This window comes from Thiocapsa sp. (genome assembly GCF_018399035.1).
Lineage (GTDB): Bacteria > Pseudomonadota > Gammaproteobacteria > Chromatiales > Chromatiaceae > Thiocapsa.
In genome coordinates, this window is the sequence record NZ_CP073760.1 from 2,770,897 (window position 1) to 2,789,290 (window position 18,394).

The following is an 18,394-nucleotide window of genomic DNA, read 5'->3' on the forward strand; positions in this document are numbered from 1 at the left end:
CTCGGAAGAGGAGTCGGACGGTGCTTCCGGCCGCTTGCCGTCGCTTCATTATATCGGTTCGCTGCGCCTTGTCGCTGCGACATGGCCGCGGATTTGCGCCGACTTGAAGCCTGTTCACGACCGCTCCATATCTCCGAAGGCGCTACAATCCTCCGCTCTGCGCACCCCTCATGATCGATCTGTTTCGCCGGTCACCGACTTTCTTCCATCCATCGACGAGCAACCCCCATGCGTCCTCCCTGTACTGTCCTCGGGGCCTTGGTCCTCCTTTCCTCGTCCGTCGCCTTTGCGACGGACGAGCCGCAAACCCTGACACCGATGTCCGAAGACATCCAGGCACCCGAGTTCGACCTCCAAGGACCGGCCGGCGAGCCGCAACGTCTCCTCGATCATCGCGGCAAGCCGATCATCCTCAACTTCTGGGCGACCTGGTGCCCGCCTTGCCGCGCCGAGATGCCATCGATGCAGCGCGCCCATGAGCAGGTCGCCGACGAGGGAATCGCGGTGATCGCCGTGAACGTGGGTGAAGATGCCGAAACCGTCTCGCGTTTCCTGGCCGAGACGCCGGTCGATTTTCCGATCCCTCTGGATCTCGACTCCGCGGTGGTGCAAAGCTATCCGGTCAAAGGTTTGCCCACCACCTTTGTGATCGATCCAAGCGGTCGTTTGGTCTACAGCGCTGCCGGTGAGCGCGAATGGGACGATCCGGCTCTGCTCGATCAGGTGCGTGCGCTGAAGGTCGGGCCTTAAACCGCGCCCAGTGCGGTATGCGATGTTTTTGGATGGGATCGGCCCCGGCGGATTTCAGAACCGCTGGAGCCGGCGCGGTTTAAAGTGTTAAAAAATATAAAATTTTAAACCGCGCCCCCCGCTAAGGGTCGTGGATTCACCAAACTTCGAGCTCACTCGAAAGTGAGCATCTCGCTCTGGACGCGGTTTAGACTCCCTGCCGCGACACCGGTCGAAAGCGCAGCGCGGAATCGGTTCGGGTCAATCCAAGGCGATGCCGTGGCGATCCGCGGCATCGCGCAGGCCGTCCAGGGCCGCGGCGAAATCAAAGCGGTAAACGGCATCGGAGATGACCGCATACTGCTCCGCCAAGCCCGCGCTGAGCAGGTCCGCATGATCGGTCAGCAGTTGGCTGCTGGCGAAATCGTCGTCGGCAAGGCTCCGGGCGAGATCCCGACAGACCGACCGCAGGAGATCTGCATCGATCGGCACCGGCGCCTGCATCGGTATCGGCAGTACCGTCGACGTCGCTGCCAGCTGCCCGCGAATGGTATCGATCAATGTGTCGAGTTGCCGGCTGGTCTGGATCCGATGCTCGCGAAGCGCCTCGGTCGTGCCCCGCCGACGCAACGCCTGCTCGAGTTGCGCGGCCGAGCTCGCCACCTCGGTGGCGCCGATCTGCGCCGCCACGCCTTTCAGCGTATGGGCCAGGCGTTGCGCGCTGGTCCAGTCGGCTGCCTGGAGCGCCGCGTCAAGCAGGCTGTCGAAGCTGGACTGCGTCTCGACGAATGTCTGGAGCAGTGATCGATACAGTGTCTCGCGCCCGAGCGACTGGCGTAGCCCGCGTGCGACGTCCAGCCCGGGGATCTGCCCCGGATCGTCGATGCCGTTGACCCTTGCCGCGCCGACGTCGGATCTAGTAGAGCCGAGCCCAGCCGAGTCGACATGGCGACTGACCGCCGCCAACAGGCTGCGTGGCGCGATCCACTGTTGCAGGACGCGTGTCAGATCATCGGGCTCGATCGGCTTGGCGAGGTGGTCGTTCATGCCGGCTTGCAGACAACGCTCGCGGTCGCCGGGCATCACGTTGGCGGTCATGGCGACGATGGGCAGGCGCGCGAAGCCCGGCAATCTGCGGATGGCGCGCGTCGCCGTGAGTCCATCCATCACCGGCATCTGGATGTCCATCAGGACCAGATCGTAGCGATCCTGCTGCACCCTCCGAAGCGCGACGGCGCCGTCGGCCGCGATTTCGACCTGAAGCCCGAGCTCGGCAAGCAGCTCCAACGCAACCTGCTGGTTGATGAGGTTGTCCTCAACCAGCAGCACACGTGCGCCGGCGATGGTGCTCGGCCTGCCTGCTGAGGAGCCGGGCGAGCAACCCGGTTGCGGCGCGGGCTCATCCTGCTGCGCCGGATCCTCGGTCAGCAGCAGCATGAGGCTGTCGAAGAGCAGAGACGGGTTCACCGGCTTGATCAGGATGTCTGAGAAGCCCGCGGCCGTCGCCGATTTGATCAGCTCCTCGCGCCCATGCGCGGTGATCATGATGAGATGCGGGGGATGGTCCAGCGCCAACCGGCGGATCTCCCAAGCCGTCGCAAGACCGTCCATGTCGGGCATCTGCCAATCGATCAGGACAACCTGATAGGGCCGTGCGGCGCGTTGCGCACGGATGACCCGATCCACGGCGGCAGCCCCCGAGTCGACCGCATCGACCACGAAGGTCATGCCGGTGAGCAGGTGGGTGAGCACCTCGCGCGAGCTGTCATTGTCGTCGACCACCAGGACGCGCAATCCGCGCAGGTCGGGCCGCGGCAGCAGGCGGCGTGACTGATCCGCGCTGATGCCCAGGCGGGCGGTGAACCAGAAGGTCGAGCCGACGCCGAACGTGCTCGCCACGCCGACGTCGCCCCCCATCAGCTCGGCGAGGCGTCGGCAGATCGCCAGCCCCAATCCGGTGCCGCCATACTTGCGGGTGGTCGAGCTATCGGCCTGCCGGAAGCTCTCGAACAACCGCGCCTGCTGCGCCGCGGTGATGCCGATGCCGGTATCGCGGACGGCGAAGCGCAAGCGGATGGCCGAGTCGGTCGCCTCCAGGATCTCCACCTGGATGTTGATCTCGCCGTGCTCGGTGAACTTGACGGCATTGGTGGCGAAATTGATCAGAACCTGGCTCAGGCGCAGTGGATCGCCGACGAGTCGGCCCGGCACGCGCTCATCGGTATCGATGATCAGCTCCAGGCCCTTTGCCGCCGCCTGCTCGGTGATCAGCGCGGCGACATTGTGCAGGACAGCCTCGAGCTCGAAGTCGATATGCTCGACGTGCAGCTTGCCGGCCTCGATCTTGGAAAAATCCAGGACGTCGTTGATGATCCCGAGCAGATGCTGGCTCGATCCCTGGATCTTGGTCAGATAGTCGCGCTGGCGGGTCGTCAGCTCCGTCTTGAGGATCAGGTAGGTCAGGCCGATGACGGCGTTCATCGGTGTGCGGATCTCGTGGCTCATATTGGCCAGGAAATCTGCCTTCAGGCGCACCGCGTCTTCGGCGAGCCGCTGGGCCTCGCGCATCTTCTCGACAGCGGCCCGTTCGGTGTCGATGTCGTCGATCACCCAGACTGTTCCTTTGCCCGGGTCGTCGGGATCCACGGCATTACCGCTGAGGCGCGCCCAGAAGAGGCTGCCGTCCTTGCGGATGAGCTGTGCTTCGCGCCGATTGGGTTGATCTATCCAGCTCGGGGCAGGGATCTCGCCGCCGGGCCGGTTGGCCGCCTCGGTCGGACACCAGATCGCCGTCGACTTGCCGACCATTTCCCCGAGCGGCCATCCGCAGATCTCATGCAGCCGTCGGTTACAGCGCATCAGGGTCCGGTCCGTGATCAGCGCGATGCCCGACGTGGCGGTCTCGAAGAGCACCTCCTGCTCCTCCAGGGCCGCCGAGAGATCGGCGGTCCGCCGCGCGACCTCGATCTCCAGCCGATCACGGGCAGCCTCGCTCTCCCGGCGGGCCGCGTGAACCGCCTCCAATGCCTGCTGCAACTCGCGTGTCTTGGAGGCGACGCGCCGGCGTAGCGCACGGGTCCAGAGCAGGAGTGCAAGGCCCGCCAGCGCGAGTGCACCGACCAGCAGCGCGGCATGATGCAGGACATCCGAATAGGGCAGCGGCTGCCCCATCCAGGTCTTGCGAAGCGCCTCGCGTTCCTGCGGCGTGATGGCCGCCATCCCCCGCTCGACCAGGTCGAGGATCTCGGTATTGCCCTTGCGCACCGCGCGATGAAATTGTCCCTGATAGAGCTCGAAGGCCTTGCGGAAGCTCTTCTGCGCATTGAGCCGATACATGTAATAGTTCGCGGGATACTCGTCGAGACAGAAGAGTTTGATGTCTTCGGCGAGCGCGCCTATCAGGAGCTCGGTGTAATCGCGGTAGAGACGCAGGTTGGTGATGCCCTCACGGCGCAAGCGCTCGATGCAGGCATCCCCATCCATGACACCGATCTGGAAGCCTCGCAGGGCGGCAACGTCGTTGATGCCCTGAATCGAATCATGGCTGTAGATCGCCACCGGCAGCTTGGCGTAGGGCGCGGTGAAGTCGTAGCTCAGCTCGCGCTCGGGTGTGCGATAGATGTTTTCGATGACGTCCGCGTCGCCCCGGAGAAGGGTGCGTTGGGCCTCGGCCCAGTTGGCGACGTCGATCTGAACCGGGACGCCGGTCTTGGTCTCCCACAGCCACCACAGATCGACCAGATAACCGGCCGCCTGACCGTCCTGATTGCGAAACAGATAGGGCGGGTAGTTCTCGTCCCCGATGACACGCAGCACCCGCTGCTCGGAGGTGTTCTGCGCCGCCGCGGCGCTCCAGGCCAACGCGGCGCCGATCAGGATGCTGATCCAGATCCGGTTTCGGACCCGGTGCCAGACCCATCCCGGCATCCAAATGGGCATGGTGTGCGATGTACGGCGACTCATGATGGTCTCGGCTCAGGACGATTCCGGCGCCGTTGCGACGGCAGCCAGCGCAGCAACGCCGAATAGAGCGACTCGGGATCGACCGGTTTGACGACGTGGTCGTTCATGCCCGCCGCGAGGCAGGCATCGCGGTCCTCGGCGAACGCATTGGCGGTCATGGCGACGATCGCGGTGGCGCCATGCGCCGGTAAGGCGCGAATCAGGCGCGTGGCCGTCAGTCCATCCATGACGGGCATCTGCACATCCATCAGAATGATGTCGTCATGGCCCGCGCGTGCCTTGTCCAGGGCGCCTTGACCATCCTCGGCCAAGTCGACCTCAAGCCCAACCGATTCCAGTAGCTCGAACGCAACATCCTGATTGACCTGATTGTCCTCGACCAGCAGGACTCGGCTGTGCCCGCGTCGGCGGAGCTGGCTCTCCGCTTCGCCGAGCGGCAGTCGCCGCTGGCCGTACCCCGGCCGACCGGAGAATGTCTCGGGTAGATCGTCGACCACGAGTGCACGCTTGCCGCGGGTCGGTGCCGCGAGGCCGCGTGCCGTATCGCCGACACGACCTGGATCGAAGGGGATCTCGACCCAGAAGGTGCTGCCGTGCCCGAGCTGACTCTCCACGCCGATGCGTCCGCCCATCAGCTCGGTCAGGCGCCGCGAGATGGCCAGACCAAGGCCGGTGCCGCCGTACTTTCGGGTGGTGGAGGTATCGGCCTGCTCGAACGCCTGGAAAAGTCGGCCTTGTTGCTCGGGGGTCAGGCCAACCCCGGTATCACGGACCTCGAAGCGTGCCATCAGTCCACCCGGCACGGCACCGCTGGTCCAACCGCGCAGCGTGATGCTTCCCGATTCGGTGAACTTCACCGCGTTGCCGAGGAAGTTCAAAAGGATCTGGCCAAGGCGCAACCCGTCGCCGCGCAGAACCGGTGGCAGACCCTGCAGGTCCACGATCAATTCGAGGTGCTTCTCGGCGGCCCGCTCACGCATCAGGCTGCAGATGTTCTCGATGATGCGCTCGAGCTCGAAATCGGTCCGCTCCAGTTGCATCCGGCCGGCCTCGATCTTCGACAGGTCGAGGATGTCGTTGATGATGCCGAGCAGATGGTGTGCCGCTACCGAGACCTTGGCGAGCCGCTCGGTCTGCGTTGGCTCTTGGATGTCGCGTTTGAGCAGGTGAGTCAGACCGATGATGGCGTTCATCGGCGTGCGGATCTCGTGGCTCATGTTGGCGAGGAAGTCGCTCTTGGCCCGGCTGGCGGCTTCTGCCGCCTGCGTGGCCTGTTGCAGCTCCAGCGTGCGCTCCTCGACCAACTGCTCCAGATGCGCAGAATAGGTGGCGATCTCCTCGCTCATGCGCTTGGTTTCGGTCACGTCCTGCTTGAGTGCGACATAGTGCCGGATCCGGCCATCGGGGTCGCGAAGCGGCAGGATCGTGGCCGACTCCGCCAGCTCGCGTCCGTCCTTGGCTCGATTGATGAGCTCACCTTTCCAGGGTTTTCCGGTGGTTAGCGCGGCCCAGAGTGCCGCGTAGGTGTCCGCCGGTGTCTTGCCCGATTTGATGAAGCTCGGGTTCCTGCCAAGGGCCTCCTCGCGGCTGTATCCGGTCGCCCGGCAAAAGGCGTCGTTCACATAGGTGGTCCTGGCGTCCAGATCCGTGATCACCACGGCATTCGGGCTCTGCTCGACCGTCATCTCCAGCATCTCTTCCCGGCTATAGCCGAGTGTGTTGGCGCTGGCCGGATTGACCTCGATGAAGCGCGCGGTTTGGGCGTCGACCAATTGGATCGCGACGGGGACCTGCTCGAGGATCGTCTGCAGCGTTGTCAGCGTGCCTTGCTTGGCCTCGTCATCCGGGCTGGAACGACGACGGGGCCGGACCGCGACGACGGCGATCACGATCATCAGGATCAGCAGCGTACAGGCGAAGATCACCCAGGGGAGAAGCGGAAGGCTCAGGTGTTGTCTCCTGGTGAGTAACCGGTCGAGTTTGGGCTGTCGGTTGGACCGCGCCCGGTCGTGGCGGCTCTCCGATGGGTCCAGACGCGCGTATACCGTCTACTCGGCCGCGAGCTCCTCATCCGGGTAACGCGCCGCGATCTCGGCAAAATGAGCGCGGCAGGCCAGGAAGGCATCGACGACCGCCGGGTCGAAATGGCTGCCGCGCCCGTCAAGGATGAGCCGGGTTGTGGTCGCCAGATCCATCGGGAGCTTGTAGATCCGACGGCTCATCAAGGCGTCGAAGACATCCGCGAGCGCCATCAGCCTGGCCGAGACAGGAATGGCGTCGCCTGCCAGACCGGCGGGATAGCCCGAGCCATCCCATTTCTCGTGGTGGCCAAGGGCAATCTCACTGGCGATCTGCAGGAAGGCAAAGGCATCCCGGGCTTGCTCTGCTTCCCGGTCGCCCATGCCCTTGACGGCCTGCGCCATCGCCTTCTCGATCGCGGCGCCGCCGATGACCGGGTGGGTCTTCATGATCTCCATCTCCTCGGCGCTCAGGGGGCCCGGTTTAAGCAGGATCGCATCCGGGATGCCGACCTTGCCCAGATCGTGCAGGGGTGCCGCCTTGACCGTCAGCTCCAGGCGCGGCCCGGCAAGTGCCGCCTGAAAGCGCTCGTGCGTGGCGAGATGATTGGCCAGGATCTCCACGTAGATCTGCGTGCGGATGATGTGCTGCCCGGTTTCGTTGTCGCGTGCCTCGGCCAGATTGGCCAGCGCATGGATGCTCAGATCCTGAATCAAGAGATTGTCGTGCATGCGTCGCGCGACCTCGGTTTCCAGCCAGGTGTTCTCGTCGGCCAGCCGATCGCGCGCAGTCTTCAGCTCGATCTGTGTCTTGACGCGCGCCAGGACGATCGCGGGATTGATCGGCTTGGTGATGTAATCGACCGCGCCGAGCGACAGTCCGAATTCCTCGTTCTCGGCGGCGTCCATCGCCGTAATAAAGATCACCGGGATGTCCCGCGTCCCGGCGTCGGCGCGCAGCCGCTTCAGCACTTCATAGCCGTCGATGCCGGGCATCATCACATCGAGCAGGATCAGGCTGGGCGCGGGTGGCGAGGTCGCCGCGCGCAGGGCCCGCTCGCCCGAGTTGGCCACGCGCACCCGGTAGAGCGGCTGTAATAACTCACCAAGAATGCTGAGGTTTTGCGGCGTATCGTCAACGATCAGGATGGTGGCTAAAGGCCCGGCGCCGGGCGGGGTCGGCAAGAGCGCCGCGTCGGTTCCTTGACGGCAAGGTTCCATGGTCATCTGACGCTACCCCTCTCAGGTTGGAGATCCGCGGTGCCTAGCCGCTGGGGCGTTGCAGTGGCGTTTGGTTTCGCCGCATCCGCACGGGTCGGTGTTGAGCGGGCCGCCGTCGGGCGCGAATCGGACAGACCCGGGGCAAGCAGCCGGAGGTCGGTGGCAAAGGGTCAGCGGCCATAACCGCGGAAGTAATAGATCCTCAGTCGGATCCTGTAAAGTAAAGGTTCGTAAAGGATGGGGGTCAAGGTTGCAGCACTGAGCAATTGGGGTCGCTCCTCGACGGCCGCGGATCATGCCCCTCGGTTCGCGGCCTCCGATCTAAACCGCGCCCAGTGCGGTATGCGATGTTTTTGGATGGGATCGGCCCCGGCGGATTTCAGAACCGCTGGAGCCGGCGCGGTTTAAAGTATTAAAAAATATAAAATTCTAAACCGCGGCCCCGCGCTAGGAGCCGTGGATGCACCAAACGTCGACATCACTCGACAGGGAGCATCGCGCTCTGGACGCGGTTTAACAGACCTCGACCCAGGCAACCAATTCCGACGCGTATCCTTTCTCGGGGCTCGCGATGCCGCGATAGCTCAGCTCACGCTGCAAGGTCGGCTCGATGTGCCGGTGCATCAGATCGATACGCTCAGACGGCTGAAAGACCGGATGGGCCGCGGGCGTCCGAAAGACATCGCGATAGCGCTTTTCGATCGCCGGAGCGCGTTTGCCCTCCAGGTCGACGGCGATGGGAATGATGTAGGCGCCCGCGCCCGCGCCACCGCCGAAGGACTGTACCCACCACACACCGAGGGCGATCGGTTGCTCCAGGTCGCCCTTCGCGACCGCGCCGATCCCGGCCGGCGGCGCGCTTCGCCACCGCTCCGACAGCCGGCACAGGATCGGATGATCGAGCCCCATCAACACCAGCGCGTCGTCGGTTTGCGCGAGATCGCGATCCAGCGTGCAGAGGGTCGGCACCGATTGAGGGTCGAGCGTCAATTCAAAACGGCACGCGTCGATCTCGCGGTAACGGCCGCCCTGATCTTCGACGGCCGCACGCAGGAAGGCGATCAGCCCCGCCTTGCCTGCGTCGAGATCGGCGAGGGGCTTGTAGTCGTCCAGGCTGAACCGATCCAGATCCTGAAACAGCTCGAAGACCACCAGACGCGCCTCGCGGGCGTTGCTCATGGCCGCTTCCAGCTCTTCACGGGTGCGTTTCAGCTCCGGATCGGAGAGTGCCTCGCGATAGAGCTGGTCGTAGCTCAGCCGGTCGTTCAACTGACCGAGAATCTGACCACGCAGATCCTCCGTGACGTTGCCGTGCTCGTCGACCTTGCCCAAGGTGCGTGCGATCTCGTTGAGCTTGTCGTTCAGCAGCAGGAAGATCCGGCCTTCAATGGTGTCGGAGAGGACCAGGTTGTAGACCTGCGCCGTGTCCTTCTGGCCATAGCGATGGATGCGGCGATCTTCTGGAAGATCGTCATCACGAAACCCAGCGCCCGGCCCTGGTTGCCCTGCTGCTTGGCAAGATCGAATCCATCGAGCAAATACTCGCGCAGCTTGCCGTAGAAGGCCGTTTCGGCAGGGGCCATGACAAAGGATTCGGTATGGACCCAGCGGCGTGTAAAGAGCGGTGCGCCGTCCGGCGTGCAGGCATCGGCCTTGGTGCGGCGGTAGACCACCGCGTTGAGCCGATGGCGTTCCTCGACCATCTCTTCGGGGCTCTTGAACAGGGTCGGATCGAGCAACTGGATCAGCATCCAGAAGCGAAAGTGATCGCCCTGGTGGGGGGTGGCGGACAACAGCAGCAGATCGCGCGCGTGGTCGCGCAGCGCCTCGGCGAGTTTGTAGTTCTCGGTCTTGCGGACTTTGCGGCCGTTGCGATAGGCGGACAGATGGTGCGCCTCGTCGAACACCACCAGATCCCAGGTCGGCGCCTCCTTCAGCCGTTTGATGCGCGCCGGTCGCTTCAGGGTGTCGACGCTGGCGATGAGCCGGTCGTGCTTGGCGAAGGCGTTGCTCTTGCGGTCGGTGACGTCTCCCTCGGTGCCGAACACCTCGAAATCCAGGTTGAAGACCTCGTTCAGCTCGCGGTGCCAGTTGTTGACCAGGCCGGCGGGGACGACCATCAGGGCACGCGTCAGCTCGCCGCGACTGGCCAGCTCACGTAGGATCAGCGCCGTCTCGATCGTCTTGCCGAGCCCGACTTCGTCCGCCACCAGAAAGCGGCGGGGCGCGGCGGTCGCGACCTGATGCGTCAACACGACCTGATGCGGCAGCAGATCGATCTGCGCGGAGGTCAGCGCCGCCGCGTTGTCCATCAAGGGCAGCGCGTGGGCCTCCAGATGCAGCCAGGCATGACGCAGTCGCTCGGCGCCGCCCTGAACATGCGCGATGATCGCCTCGGTGCGACTGGTGACGAGCTGGAGCGACGCGGCGAAGACCTGCCGCTCGCCGCCGGTGAAGAAGACCCGCACAGAGCCGTCGGAGGCGACGGCCAGCACCACCCCTTCGCCGAATTCGGGATGGCGGACGCGCTGTCCGGCTTGGAAATTCGTCTGCATCGTTGCGAGGCTCGATCCGGCGGGGTCAATCCTGAAGGCGCGTCTTGGCGGCTGAATAGACCTGAGCCAACTTGCGCCATTCGGCCACTGCGAACTCATGGAAGCGCAGCCTATAGGTCATCGAGCGAGACATCGACAAAGGGACCGTCGGCGCGCTCACGAACGCGCGCGGCATCTTCGAGATCCTCGAGCTGAGTCATCAGCCGCTCGTAGAAATCCGCCGACAAGAGATAAGCCTCCGGTTGATTGCGGTTGAACACGGCGACCGGGTGGTCGTCCGCCTCCCGGAGGATGCTGGCATAGTGACGTTTGAGCTCGCTGACGCTCACTGCGACCTCGGCGAGGACAGTCTTCATTGTGCTTGACCCCTGATGGCTACTAAGTGCCGCGCCCCCAAAGATCTAAATAGAGAGACACGAATTGACAAATAGGGCGATTTCCGTGAATAGCCATCCCGACTGCGCATGCCGGGAAGACCCGTAGGGGAGAATTCATTCGCCCCTACACACCAGTCGATCCTATCTCGGAAATAACCCAAGCATAAATCGGCGCGCATCGGCCTGTATCCATCAACTAATCCGCGGATGATGCAGCCCGGCCCACTGTTTGCCGTCGTAGTCGGCGCCGGTGTCGTCGGTACTCAGCAGGCGCTCGACCTCGTTCTCGGCGCCGGAGAAGAGCCGACGGCCGATCGGCAAGCCGTCGGGGCCGGCATCGCGATGCTTCCAGTGGTAGGTCTCGCTCGCGCCATTCATGCTGATGCGGTTGCGGCCGCTCGGCACCCAGAGGATCAGACCGGCCTGGCCCTCGTAGAAGTCCTGAAAGGAGAAGACGGCCTCGCGCAGATCGGTTTCGAGCCATTGGGCGGCATCGTCGCCGGAGAGGACATCGAGACAACCCTCGAGCCCGGCGACAATCAGCGCGTCGCCATCGGCGGCGGGCAGCTCTTCAGGCCAGTCATCCACCAGGTCGAAGAACTGGCGCAGCGACAGCACCGCGCCCGGCGAGGCGAGTCCGGCAAGGACGTCGGCGTCCCAGAGCAGCGCAAAGCCGCGGCGGGACCAGCCCTGGTTGTAGCGCACGCGTACCATCCAAGCACCTCCTGCCTCTTCTCCGTAGGTTGGGCAAAGCGCAGCGTGCCCAACCCAAACCCTTATTCAAAGTTAAACCCCTGGATTTCGGTTGGCTCGATCCTGCCCCAATCGGGTGCATACCATCCTTTTTGAACGCACCGCTGGAACGAACTATATGGCCATTCTCCTGCTGACCGCGCATAACCATGCTTCACTGGATTGAAATGAATATAATCGATATGCCGCCGCCAGTCTTCTTCGTCGCGGATGGTATGTTCCCAAAATCGTCGCTGCCAAACCATCCGCTCCCGTTTTTGTCGTCTTGAATCCGATTGTTCAGCGGTTGCCCCAACACAGCCGATACTAAAATACCGCTTGATCCGGCTCCATCGCCCCGAAAAATCCCGATCCCCTTCAGGTAAATGCCATAGGGCATGCAGGTGGTCCGGCAGAATCACGATCGCATCCAAAGCGAATGGATACTTCTCGATCTCGCGTTTGAACGCCGCTCGCAGGCGATCGATATGGTCAGGTCGAGTCAGAATGGGCTGACGCTCATAGGTCACGAGTGTAAAGAAGAAGCTCCCGCCGGATTGTTGCGATCTGCGATACCGCATGATGTGCTCTCGCTGGCGTTTGGTTGGGCACGCTTCGCTTTGCCCAACCTACTTCCTAAGGATGCCGCACCGCCGCGCAGGCTCTTTCAATAACCGCGTCGGAAAGAAAATAGCCAGCCACTTTCAGCTCCATCAGGGATGTGCGCACATCATCGATCAGCCCCTGATGCTTTGCCTCGACCAGCAAGCCAGCAGTGCCCTTGAGCGCCAAACCATAGACATGGCGTGCGATACGGCGTCCGCGCTTTTCGTCGATGATCGCCATGCACGGCGAGAGATGCCGTGCCAACGCGATCACGGACGCTTCGCCGGGATCAAGCTCGACGACCAGCAATGGGTCCGGCTCGGGAGCCGAGCACACACGCTCACGCCAGCGTGCTTCGGCAAGGCTTAGGCTCCCGGGTCGCCCGACGCCGGCCACGACGACCTCCTGAAAGACGATATCCGGAATCCAAAACTCGGGAAACAAGGCGTCCAACAGATCGAGCCGCCCGATCAGCGACAGCGCAACCAAGGGCCCGGCGTTGATGACAGCGCGTTCGATAAGCATCACGCGAACTCTTCGTCCAGATCATCTCCGCTCAAATCGACCACCGGAACCCCGGCGCGGCCTGCGGCCAGAAGAAAGGCGACCCGCCCCATGCCGCAAAGCACTGCGGCTTTGCCCGAGGAGATTCGCCCCTGCTCGAACAATTTGAGCGCCAGCAGAAAACGCGCCTCATCGGCAAAGCTGTCCGTCAATTCCGCCGGCGAGGGCAACCCAGCCAGCGGTAGATCCAGTCTCAAGGTGTTCATGACTCACCGTCGATGTTGCAGAAGATCACACCGAATTCATGTGAAGCAAAGTAGGTTGGGCAAAGCGCAGCGTGCCCAACCTACTGGCGCACGAGCCGCGTCTCCGGCAGGTAGTCGCGGAACAGCCGATCATAGGTGAGGATTTGCATCCCCTCGCATTGGGCCTGCGCGATCAGCAGACGATCGAAGGGGTCTTTGTGATGCGCGGGGAGGTCGAGTACGGCCTGAGCATGGCTCGGCGTGATATTGAGCCAACCGAATCCCTGTGCTTCGACATCCTCGACGATTCGGCGCGAAGGGAGTGTCATCTTGCCCAAGGCGTGCTTGATCGACATCTCCCAGACCGCGACCGCGCTGACAAAAGCCCCTGTCTGCTGGATCAGCGCGACCGTCTCGGGATCGGCCAGAGCATCCATCATCCAGTCGTACAGGATGCAGGTATCAAGCAGCAGGCGCATCGTCTTCGCCGGTGAAGAGTCGCTCGACCGCCTGATCCGTCTCGGGCGATCGCCATTCGGTGGAATAGGGCGCAAGCCCCTTCCAAGCGCCGGGCGACTTCACGCGGGGAGGCGCATAGGGAACGATACGGGCAATCGGTTTGCCGTTGCGCGCAATCAACACCTCTTCGCCGCGTTCCGCCGCGACGATTAGGCTGGAGAGTTGGCTTTTGGCTTCCAACATATTGACTTGCATTGGGTGCCTCCGAAGTCATGACTGGCTAATCTTAGCCAAGTCGATTCGGAGGCGCAAATGGCGTTTGGGTTGCGGATCTTGCCGGGTGATATCGAGCGCTTTCATCCTGCTTTACGTATCAACTCGACGAATGGCACCGCCACCTCCAGGATACTCAACCCGCCGTGCGTGAGCGTCGGATAACCACCCTGGCTCTTCCATTTACGCCGGCCATTGACGTAGAGGTGACGGCCGTGGGCGCTGTCGATGGCCAAATCGAGCGGCGGGGACCAGTTGCCCGGCTCCTCGGCGGATTCGACCGCGCGACCGCTTTTGAAGCGCCCCTTGAGAGACTCGGCCTCGTCCTTGCCGCTGTCGGGGAATTGGCCGCTGGCGGCATAGCCGTGATCGGCGGTCAGCACGAGCCGACGCCCGGTGGAAAGCCGTTCGACCAACGACCAGAAGGCATCGCCGGTGAGTTGGGTTTCAACCTCCTGCGTGAGCGTGGCGAGGCCCTGGCCGGGCTCGTCGTGGTCGTGGAGCCGGTGATCGGGCCATCGGTGCCAGAAGACCCAATCCGGCTCGGCGCCGATCAGCTTGGCGCAGTCGGCCCAGGCGATGTCGACAGATTCGGTGCGCGCGCCGGGGAGCTTGTGTGCATTGCCTGCGCCGTTGTTGCCGAGCGCGGAACGTTGGGCAAAGCCGAGGGCCTTGGCGAAGGGGGTGGTGTTCGGCGGCAGCTCGGCACCGGTCGGGCGCGCCTGCTGGATGCTGTAACCCCGCAACTCGGCCTGGTGGAGGATCCAGGGCGCCTCGCGCAGGGAGAGTGCATCGAGGATGAGCACCGCTCGTCCGGGCGATCGGCTGGCCCACCAGTCGCCGAGCGCTGGCGCGGTCCGCGGGACCGAGGTTTCGTAATCCGACCACAAATCCCAGCCGGCGGTCGCCAGCCAGTGGTCGATCTCGCCGAGCGCTCGATCGCGCGCGTGGACCTCGGATGCCGCTTTGGCCGGCTCGATCGCTGCCGAGCAGAGGGTCCAGGCATGGTCGAGGATGGCCGCCCAGGCATCCGCCGGCGGCGCCTGCTGGAGGGTGCGGAGCAGTTCAAGTGGAAGGGCCATCAGTCGTCCTCCCTGCGTAGGATGGGCAAAGCCCGCGCTCCAGGGTCTGGAAAGGAGCTCCGAGGATGGTCGGGCGTGCCCATGGTTCGCGCCTTGACCGTGATTCGTTGGGCACGCTGCGCTTTGCCCAATCGACCAGACGATAGCGCGGTCATTGGCTGTCCTCACGTTCCAGATCCAGGCCGTAGGTCATGCCGTCGGGCAGTTTCCTGAGCAGCTCCTGAAGTTGCGCACCGGTCAAGTTCTCCACTTTGAGCTTCAGGGCGCGGACCTGAGTGCCGGTGCCGATGCCCCATGCTTCGACCTTGCCAAGCAGGTTCAGTGAGGAGGTTGCCGGGACGGAGTAAGCGCTGTAGCCGGCGCCGTCGGCGAAGATGTCGCTGATGGTGGCCTGGCCGCCGGTCCCCGTGCCGGTGCCGCCCGCCGCGCTCGTCGAGTCGGTGGTGCCGGTTGGCTCGCCCGCACTGCCGCCGGATGGGGTCCCTCCCCCGGGGTTTGGTGCCGGCGTTGCGCTAGAGCCGGCCGCCGACCCTCCGCCGCCGGTGGCGGGGACATTCTGCGGCAGCAGAACATGGGTCTCGTCCAGGTGCTTGCCGGTTCCGAGCTTGCCGCGCATGCGGATGAAGGCGGCGTCTTCGGTCTCGTCGTCGCGTGCCTGGAGGTATTCCATACCGCGCAGGTTGATGGCGATCTTGCCCTTGGAGCAGATGCGGATGAGACGTTCCTTAATCAGGGTTTCGCCCAGCCAGGGGATGCAGTCTGCGCTGTTGGGACGCGGCTCTTTCAGCTCACGGAGGAGCTTGCCGACCGGCTCGTTGTTGGGCGCGGCAGCCAGGACGAGCTCCTCGAAATCCTCCGGGATAAAGAGGTTCTCGCGGATTGCCTTGTCGATGGCATCGGGGATCTTGGCCCCTTCGGCCTTGTGGCTCTCGATGGAGAAGCGGCAGTTGGCGGGCTGCTGAAAGCTCCAATTGGCGATGATGGCGAAGCGGTCGAAGCGGGCCTTGAGGATCTCGCGCAGCTCCTTCTGATACTTGGTTTGTAGCTTGCCGTACTCGGTGTTCTGCGTCTTCCACTGCTCGGCGAGGTAGACGCAGCGGGACAGCACCAGAAGGTCGCGATCGAGAAAGAGGTTGGTCGAGCCGTCCCTTGGAATCAGGAAGCGGACGACATTGCGATTGGATTGGAGATGGTCGCGCAGCCACAGGCCCAGCGTCGCGTCGGGTTTGGGCGGGGACTCCGGCAGCACCAGGATCGGAATGCGGTTGCCCCATTGGGCGGGGGTGTCGCTGTCGTCCAGCGTCGACCAGGGATCGGTCTTCCAGGCTACGGGCAACACGATGACCCGGTAAGGCAAGTCGACCCCGCCCCCGCCTTCCAGGACATAGCGGATCTCTTTGGCCAGATGCGCGCTGTCCTCGCCCTGCTGGAAGAGCTTGTCGTTCCGGGCGCTGGCGATCAGCTTGGCGCGGGGATTCTCTTCCTCGCGGAAGATGAAGCGGTTGCCGTCTTCATGGATGTTGAAGCTGTTCTCGACGATGGCGCCCAGCTCCACCTGAAAGGCGTTGTCGTCGACGGCCTTGCCGCGGGTGACATCGACCTGCAAGGTCGCCTGGTCCGCCCCGGCCTGATTGACCTCGGCCAGCGAGCGCAGCCACAAGGCGCTGATCACGGCTTCGTGGTGCGGCAGGTTCTGGCTGGCGCCGGACACCGCGTCCTTGACGGCCTCCAGATTGCGCAGTGCCTTCTCGCGGAGCTTGGCGTGGTGCTGGTTGGCGACCGAATCGAGTAAGGCGGCGATGCCGCTGGTTTCGTCGTCGAGCCGAAAATCGGCGGCCGTGAGGATGGGTTGCTTGTCGCCCGAGCGTTTATGCAGATCAGCCAGGATGCGGATCAGGTCGCGCGTGCCCTGGGCGCTGGTGGCGATCAGGACCTGGTCTTCCAACAGGTCCATCAGGTGCGGGGCATAGGGCCATGCCTCCAGAAATTCCTCGCGCACCTTGGCCTGGTCCGCCGGGGCGATCGTCTTGAGGCGGAAGTATTCGCGAATGTGGACGTCGATCAATGCCTCGATTGCGGTCGGGTCGACCTGAATCCGGTTCTCGAACAGGCGGTGCAGCAGTAAGCGAAGGCGGTCGTGCTTGGCGGTCGGCCCTTGGAAATCGACGATGACCGGGTTGACGCGCTGGATCTGCTGGAAGGCGTCGGTCTGGCCGTTGCGCACGGACACGACCAGCAGGAGTTGGTCGGGGTGCTCCTTGGCGATCTCGGACAGGATCTGGATGAAATTGAAGGCCCAGCTCCGCCACGGAAACTGCTTGGTGTTGGTGAGTCCGTCGTACCAGGTCTGAAATTCGTCGAGGATCAGGGCCGTCGGGGTGTGCTCGAATAGCTCCAGCAGGATCTCGTCGCTGGGGACCTCGGGTTTCTTGTCGCCCAGCCCTTCCCATTTGCCCCGGCAGTAGCCGCCGCGCGGATGGTTGTCGAACAGGACGTCCCACAGGAATTTGTAGCGCTGGCGGTGCAGGCTCTCGGTGATGACATGCATGCCGGGGCGCAAGGGGATTTGGCCGATCTTGGCGTCGCCCAAGGTGTGAGACCAGTCGTTCAGCCAGTGCCGGGGGGCGGCTTCGTCGGTCAGGGCGTGATAGAGCGCCGCCATCAGGTGGGATTTGCCTTGGCCCCGTTCGCCCTTGAGGGTAACCGGTAGGCCCTGACCCGGTCCCGCGGCCTCGATCGTCTTGAGCACATCGTGCGACGGGTAGGTGATGCGCAGAAAGTCCCGCGCAGAAACCTGGGTGGCGCCGGTGTTGTTCTTGTTCGTCAGCTCAATGGCGGTGCCTTTCAGGCGGCGGCCTTTGAGCTCGTCGCGTAAGGTCAGGCCAAGCATGCTTCCTCCAGACATTCTCCGTTCGTCCCCTTCACCGATCGAGCGGCTTTCGGTGTCCTGATGCCCGGCCCCGCATCCTGTGCCGCCGGCACCGAGATCGCGATGCCTTGGCGCCCGCAATGGTCCGGGAGCGGGCCCGCGACCCGGTTCGAGACGGACCGATGCACTCGATGGGAGGTGGCGCGCAGCGCATCCTTGGATGACGGGGTCGATGCGGAAGGTCAAGGTGGCGGTCTTGATGCTCGCCATTGCTCGGCCTGCCGGCTGGCTGAGACTGTCCTGCAAGGTACAGGAAAAGCCCTTATCGTCCAATGTGTGCGATCGATACACGAAAAGCCAAGAACGTGGCGCGCCGTTGCTCGATCACCGGACACGCGGGGCGAAACAGAAGCGACTGCGGGAGATCGTCGAGCCCGACGACGACGGCCTCCCCGGCGGTGAAGGCGGAGACCGACTCGAAGAGCGCATCGGCCGGATCCAAGCCGAATCCAATCATCGGCGACAGGCTGCCGAGCAGGCTCATCGCGACCCGGAGCATGTCCTCGGCATCGGCTCCCGTAAAACGTCCGTAAAATCAAACCGGCCGGAAGCGAGCCCTCGCAGTCGATCCTCGGTGGTCCGCGAACGGCAGAGCACGCGGGCCATCGACCCTGTCGAGGATCCCGACCCGGATCCCGGATCCGATCTGTTTTTCCGAATCGGCGCGACACCGGCAGGCGCGTAGACTAGGCGCCCGGCAT

Annotated in this window: 16 protein-coding genes; 1 reads left to right on the forward strand and 15 read right to left on the reverse strand. The window is 63.8% G+C overall.

Annotated features, from left to right (window positions below; translation table 11 throughout):
* Positions 1 to 228: 228 nt before the first annotated feature.
* The gene (locus KFB96_RS12540) at positions 229 to 750 is read left to right on the forward strand and encodes a TlpA disulfide reductase family protein (protein WP_213458112.1); all 522 of its coding nucleotides are present in this window, start codon (positions 229 to 231) and stop codon (positions 748 to 750) included.
* A 240-nt stretch (positions 751 to 990) separates the two neighbouring features.
* Here the strand turns inward: KFB96_RS12540 and KFB96_RS12545 are convergent, their stop codons facing one another.
* The 15 genes from KFB96_RS12545 to KFB96_RS12615 all read right to left on the reverse strand — a co-directional run bounded on the left by KFB96_RS12545 (position 991) and on the right by KFB96_RS12615 (position 18,192).
* A complete protein-coding gene (locus KFB96_RS12545; RefSeq protein ID WP_213458111.1) occupies positions 991 to 4,692 on the reverse strand; it encodes a response regulator in 3,702 nt (1,233 codons plus the stop codon).
* Complete coding sequence (locus KFB96_RS12550; RefSeq protein ID WP_213458110.1) at positions 4,689 to 6,617, reverse strand: PAS domain S-box protein; 1,929 nt, start codon at positions 6,615 to 6,617, stop codon at positions 4,689 to 4,691. The genes KFB96_RS12545 and KFB96_RS12550 overlap by 4 nt, the downstream gene beginning before the upstream one ends.
* Positions 6,618 to 6,740: 123 nt before the next feature.
* Positions 6,741 to 7,937, reverse strand: coding sequence for an HD domain-containing phosphohydrolase (locus KFB96_RS12555; RefSeq protein ID WP_366931490.1), 1,197 nt, complete (start codon positions 7,935 to 7,937; stop codon positions 6,741 to 6,743).
* A gap of 507 nt (positions 7,938 to 8,444) precedes the next feature.
* Entirely contained in the window at positions 8,445 to 9,263 is an 819-nt protein-coding gene (locus tag KFB96_RS12560; protein ID WP_213458109.1) for a hypothetical protein, read from the reverse strand.
* A gap of 29 nt (positions 9,264 to 9,292) precedes the next feature.
* Positions 9,293 to 10,486 (reverse strand): DEAD/DEAH box helicase, encoded by a 1,194-nt coding sequence (locus KFB96_RS12565; protein WP_213458108.1) that lies wholly within the window; start codon positions 10,484 to 10,486, stop codon positions 9,293 to 9,295.
* A 110-nt stretch (positions 10,487 to 10,596) separates the two neighbouring features.
* Positions 10,597 to 10,842, reverse strand: coding sequence for a type II toxin-antitoxin system Phd/YefM family antitoxin (locus KFB96_RS12570; protein WP_213458107.1), 246 nt, complete (start codon positions 10,840 to 10,842; stop codon positions 10,597 to 10,599).
* A gap of 213 nt (positions 10,843 to 11,055) precedes the next feature.
* Positions 11,056 to 11,577 carry a hypothetical protein gene (locus KFB96_RS12575; RefSeq protein WP_213458106.1) on the reverse strand — a complete coding sequence of 174 codons (522 nt, stop codon included), beginning with the start codon at positions 11,575 to 11,577 and terminating at the stop codon, positions 11,056 to 11,058.
* Between the two features lie 62 nt (positions 11,578 to 11,639).
* A complete protein-coding gene (locus KFB96_RS12580; protein WP_213458105.1) occupies positions 11,640 to 12,176 on the reverse strand; it encodes a transposase in 537 nt (178 codons plus the stop codon).
* Between the two features lie 55 nt (positions 12,177 to 12,231).
* The gene (locus KFB96_RS12585) at positions 12,232 to 12,726 is read right to left on the reverse strand and encodes a DUF3368 domain-containing protein (RefSeq protein WP_213458104.1); all 495 of its coding nucleotides are present in this window, start codon (positions 12,724 to 12,726) and stop codon (positions 12,232 to 12,234) included.
* Positions 12,726 to 12,971, reverse strand: a complete 246-nt coding sequence (locus KFB96_RS12590) for a UPF0175 family protein (RefSeq protein WP_213458103.1) — start codon at positions 12,969 to 12,971, stop codon at positions 12,726 to 12,728. The genes KFB96_RS12585 and KFB96_RS12590 overlap by 1 nt, the downstream gene beginning before the upstream one ends.
* A gap of 80 nt (positions 12,972 to 13,051) precedes the next feature.
* Positions 13,052 to 13,429, reverse strand: coding sequence for a type II toxin-antitoxin system VapC family toxin (locus tag KFB96_RS12595; RefSeq protein WP_213458102.1), 378 nt, complete (start codon positions 13,427 to 13,429; stop codon positions 13,052 to 13,054).
* A complete protein-coding gene (locus tag KFB96_RS12600) occupies positions 13,413 to 13,664 on the reverse strand; it encodes a type II toxin-antitoxin system Phd/YefM family antitoxin (RefSeq protein WP_213458101.1) in 252 nt (83 codons plus the stop codon). The genes KFB96_RS12595 and KFB96_RS12600 overlap by 17 nt, the downstream gene beginning before the upstream one ends.
* Before the next feature lie 101 nt (positions 13,665 to 13,765).
* The gene (locus tag KFB96_RS12605) at positions 13,766 to 14,764 is read right to left on the reverse strand and encodes a hypothetical protein (RefSeq protein ID WP_213458100.1); all 999 of its coding nucleotides are present in this window, start codon (positions 14,762 to 14,764) and stop codon (positions 13,766 to 13,768) included.
* A gap of 151 nt (positions 14,765 to 14,915) precedes the next feature.
* A complete protein-coding gene (locus KFB96_RS12610) occupies positions 14,916 to 17,654 on the reverse strand; it encodes a DUF499 domain-containing protein (RefSeq protein WP_213458099.1) in 2,739 nt (912 codons plus the stop codon).
* A 301-nt stretch (positions 17,655 to 17,955) separates the two neighbouring features.
* The gene (locus KFB96_RS12615) at positions 17,956 to 18,192 is read right to left on the reverse strand and encodes a hypothetical protein (RefSeq protein WP_213458098.1); all 237 of its coding nucleotides are present in this window, start codon (positions 18,190 to 18,192) and stop codon (positions 17,956 to 17,958) included.
* Between the last annotated feature and the right edge of the window lie 202 nt (positions 18,193 to 18,394).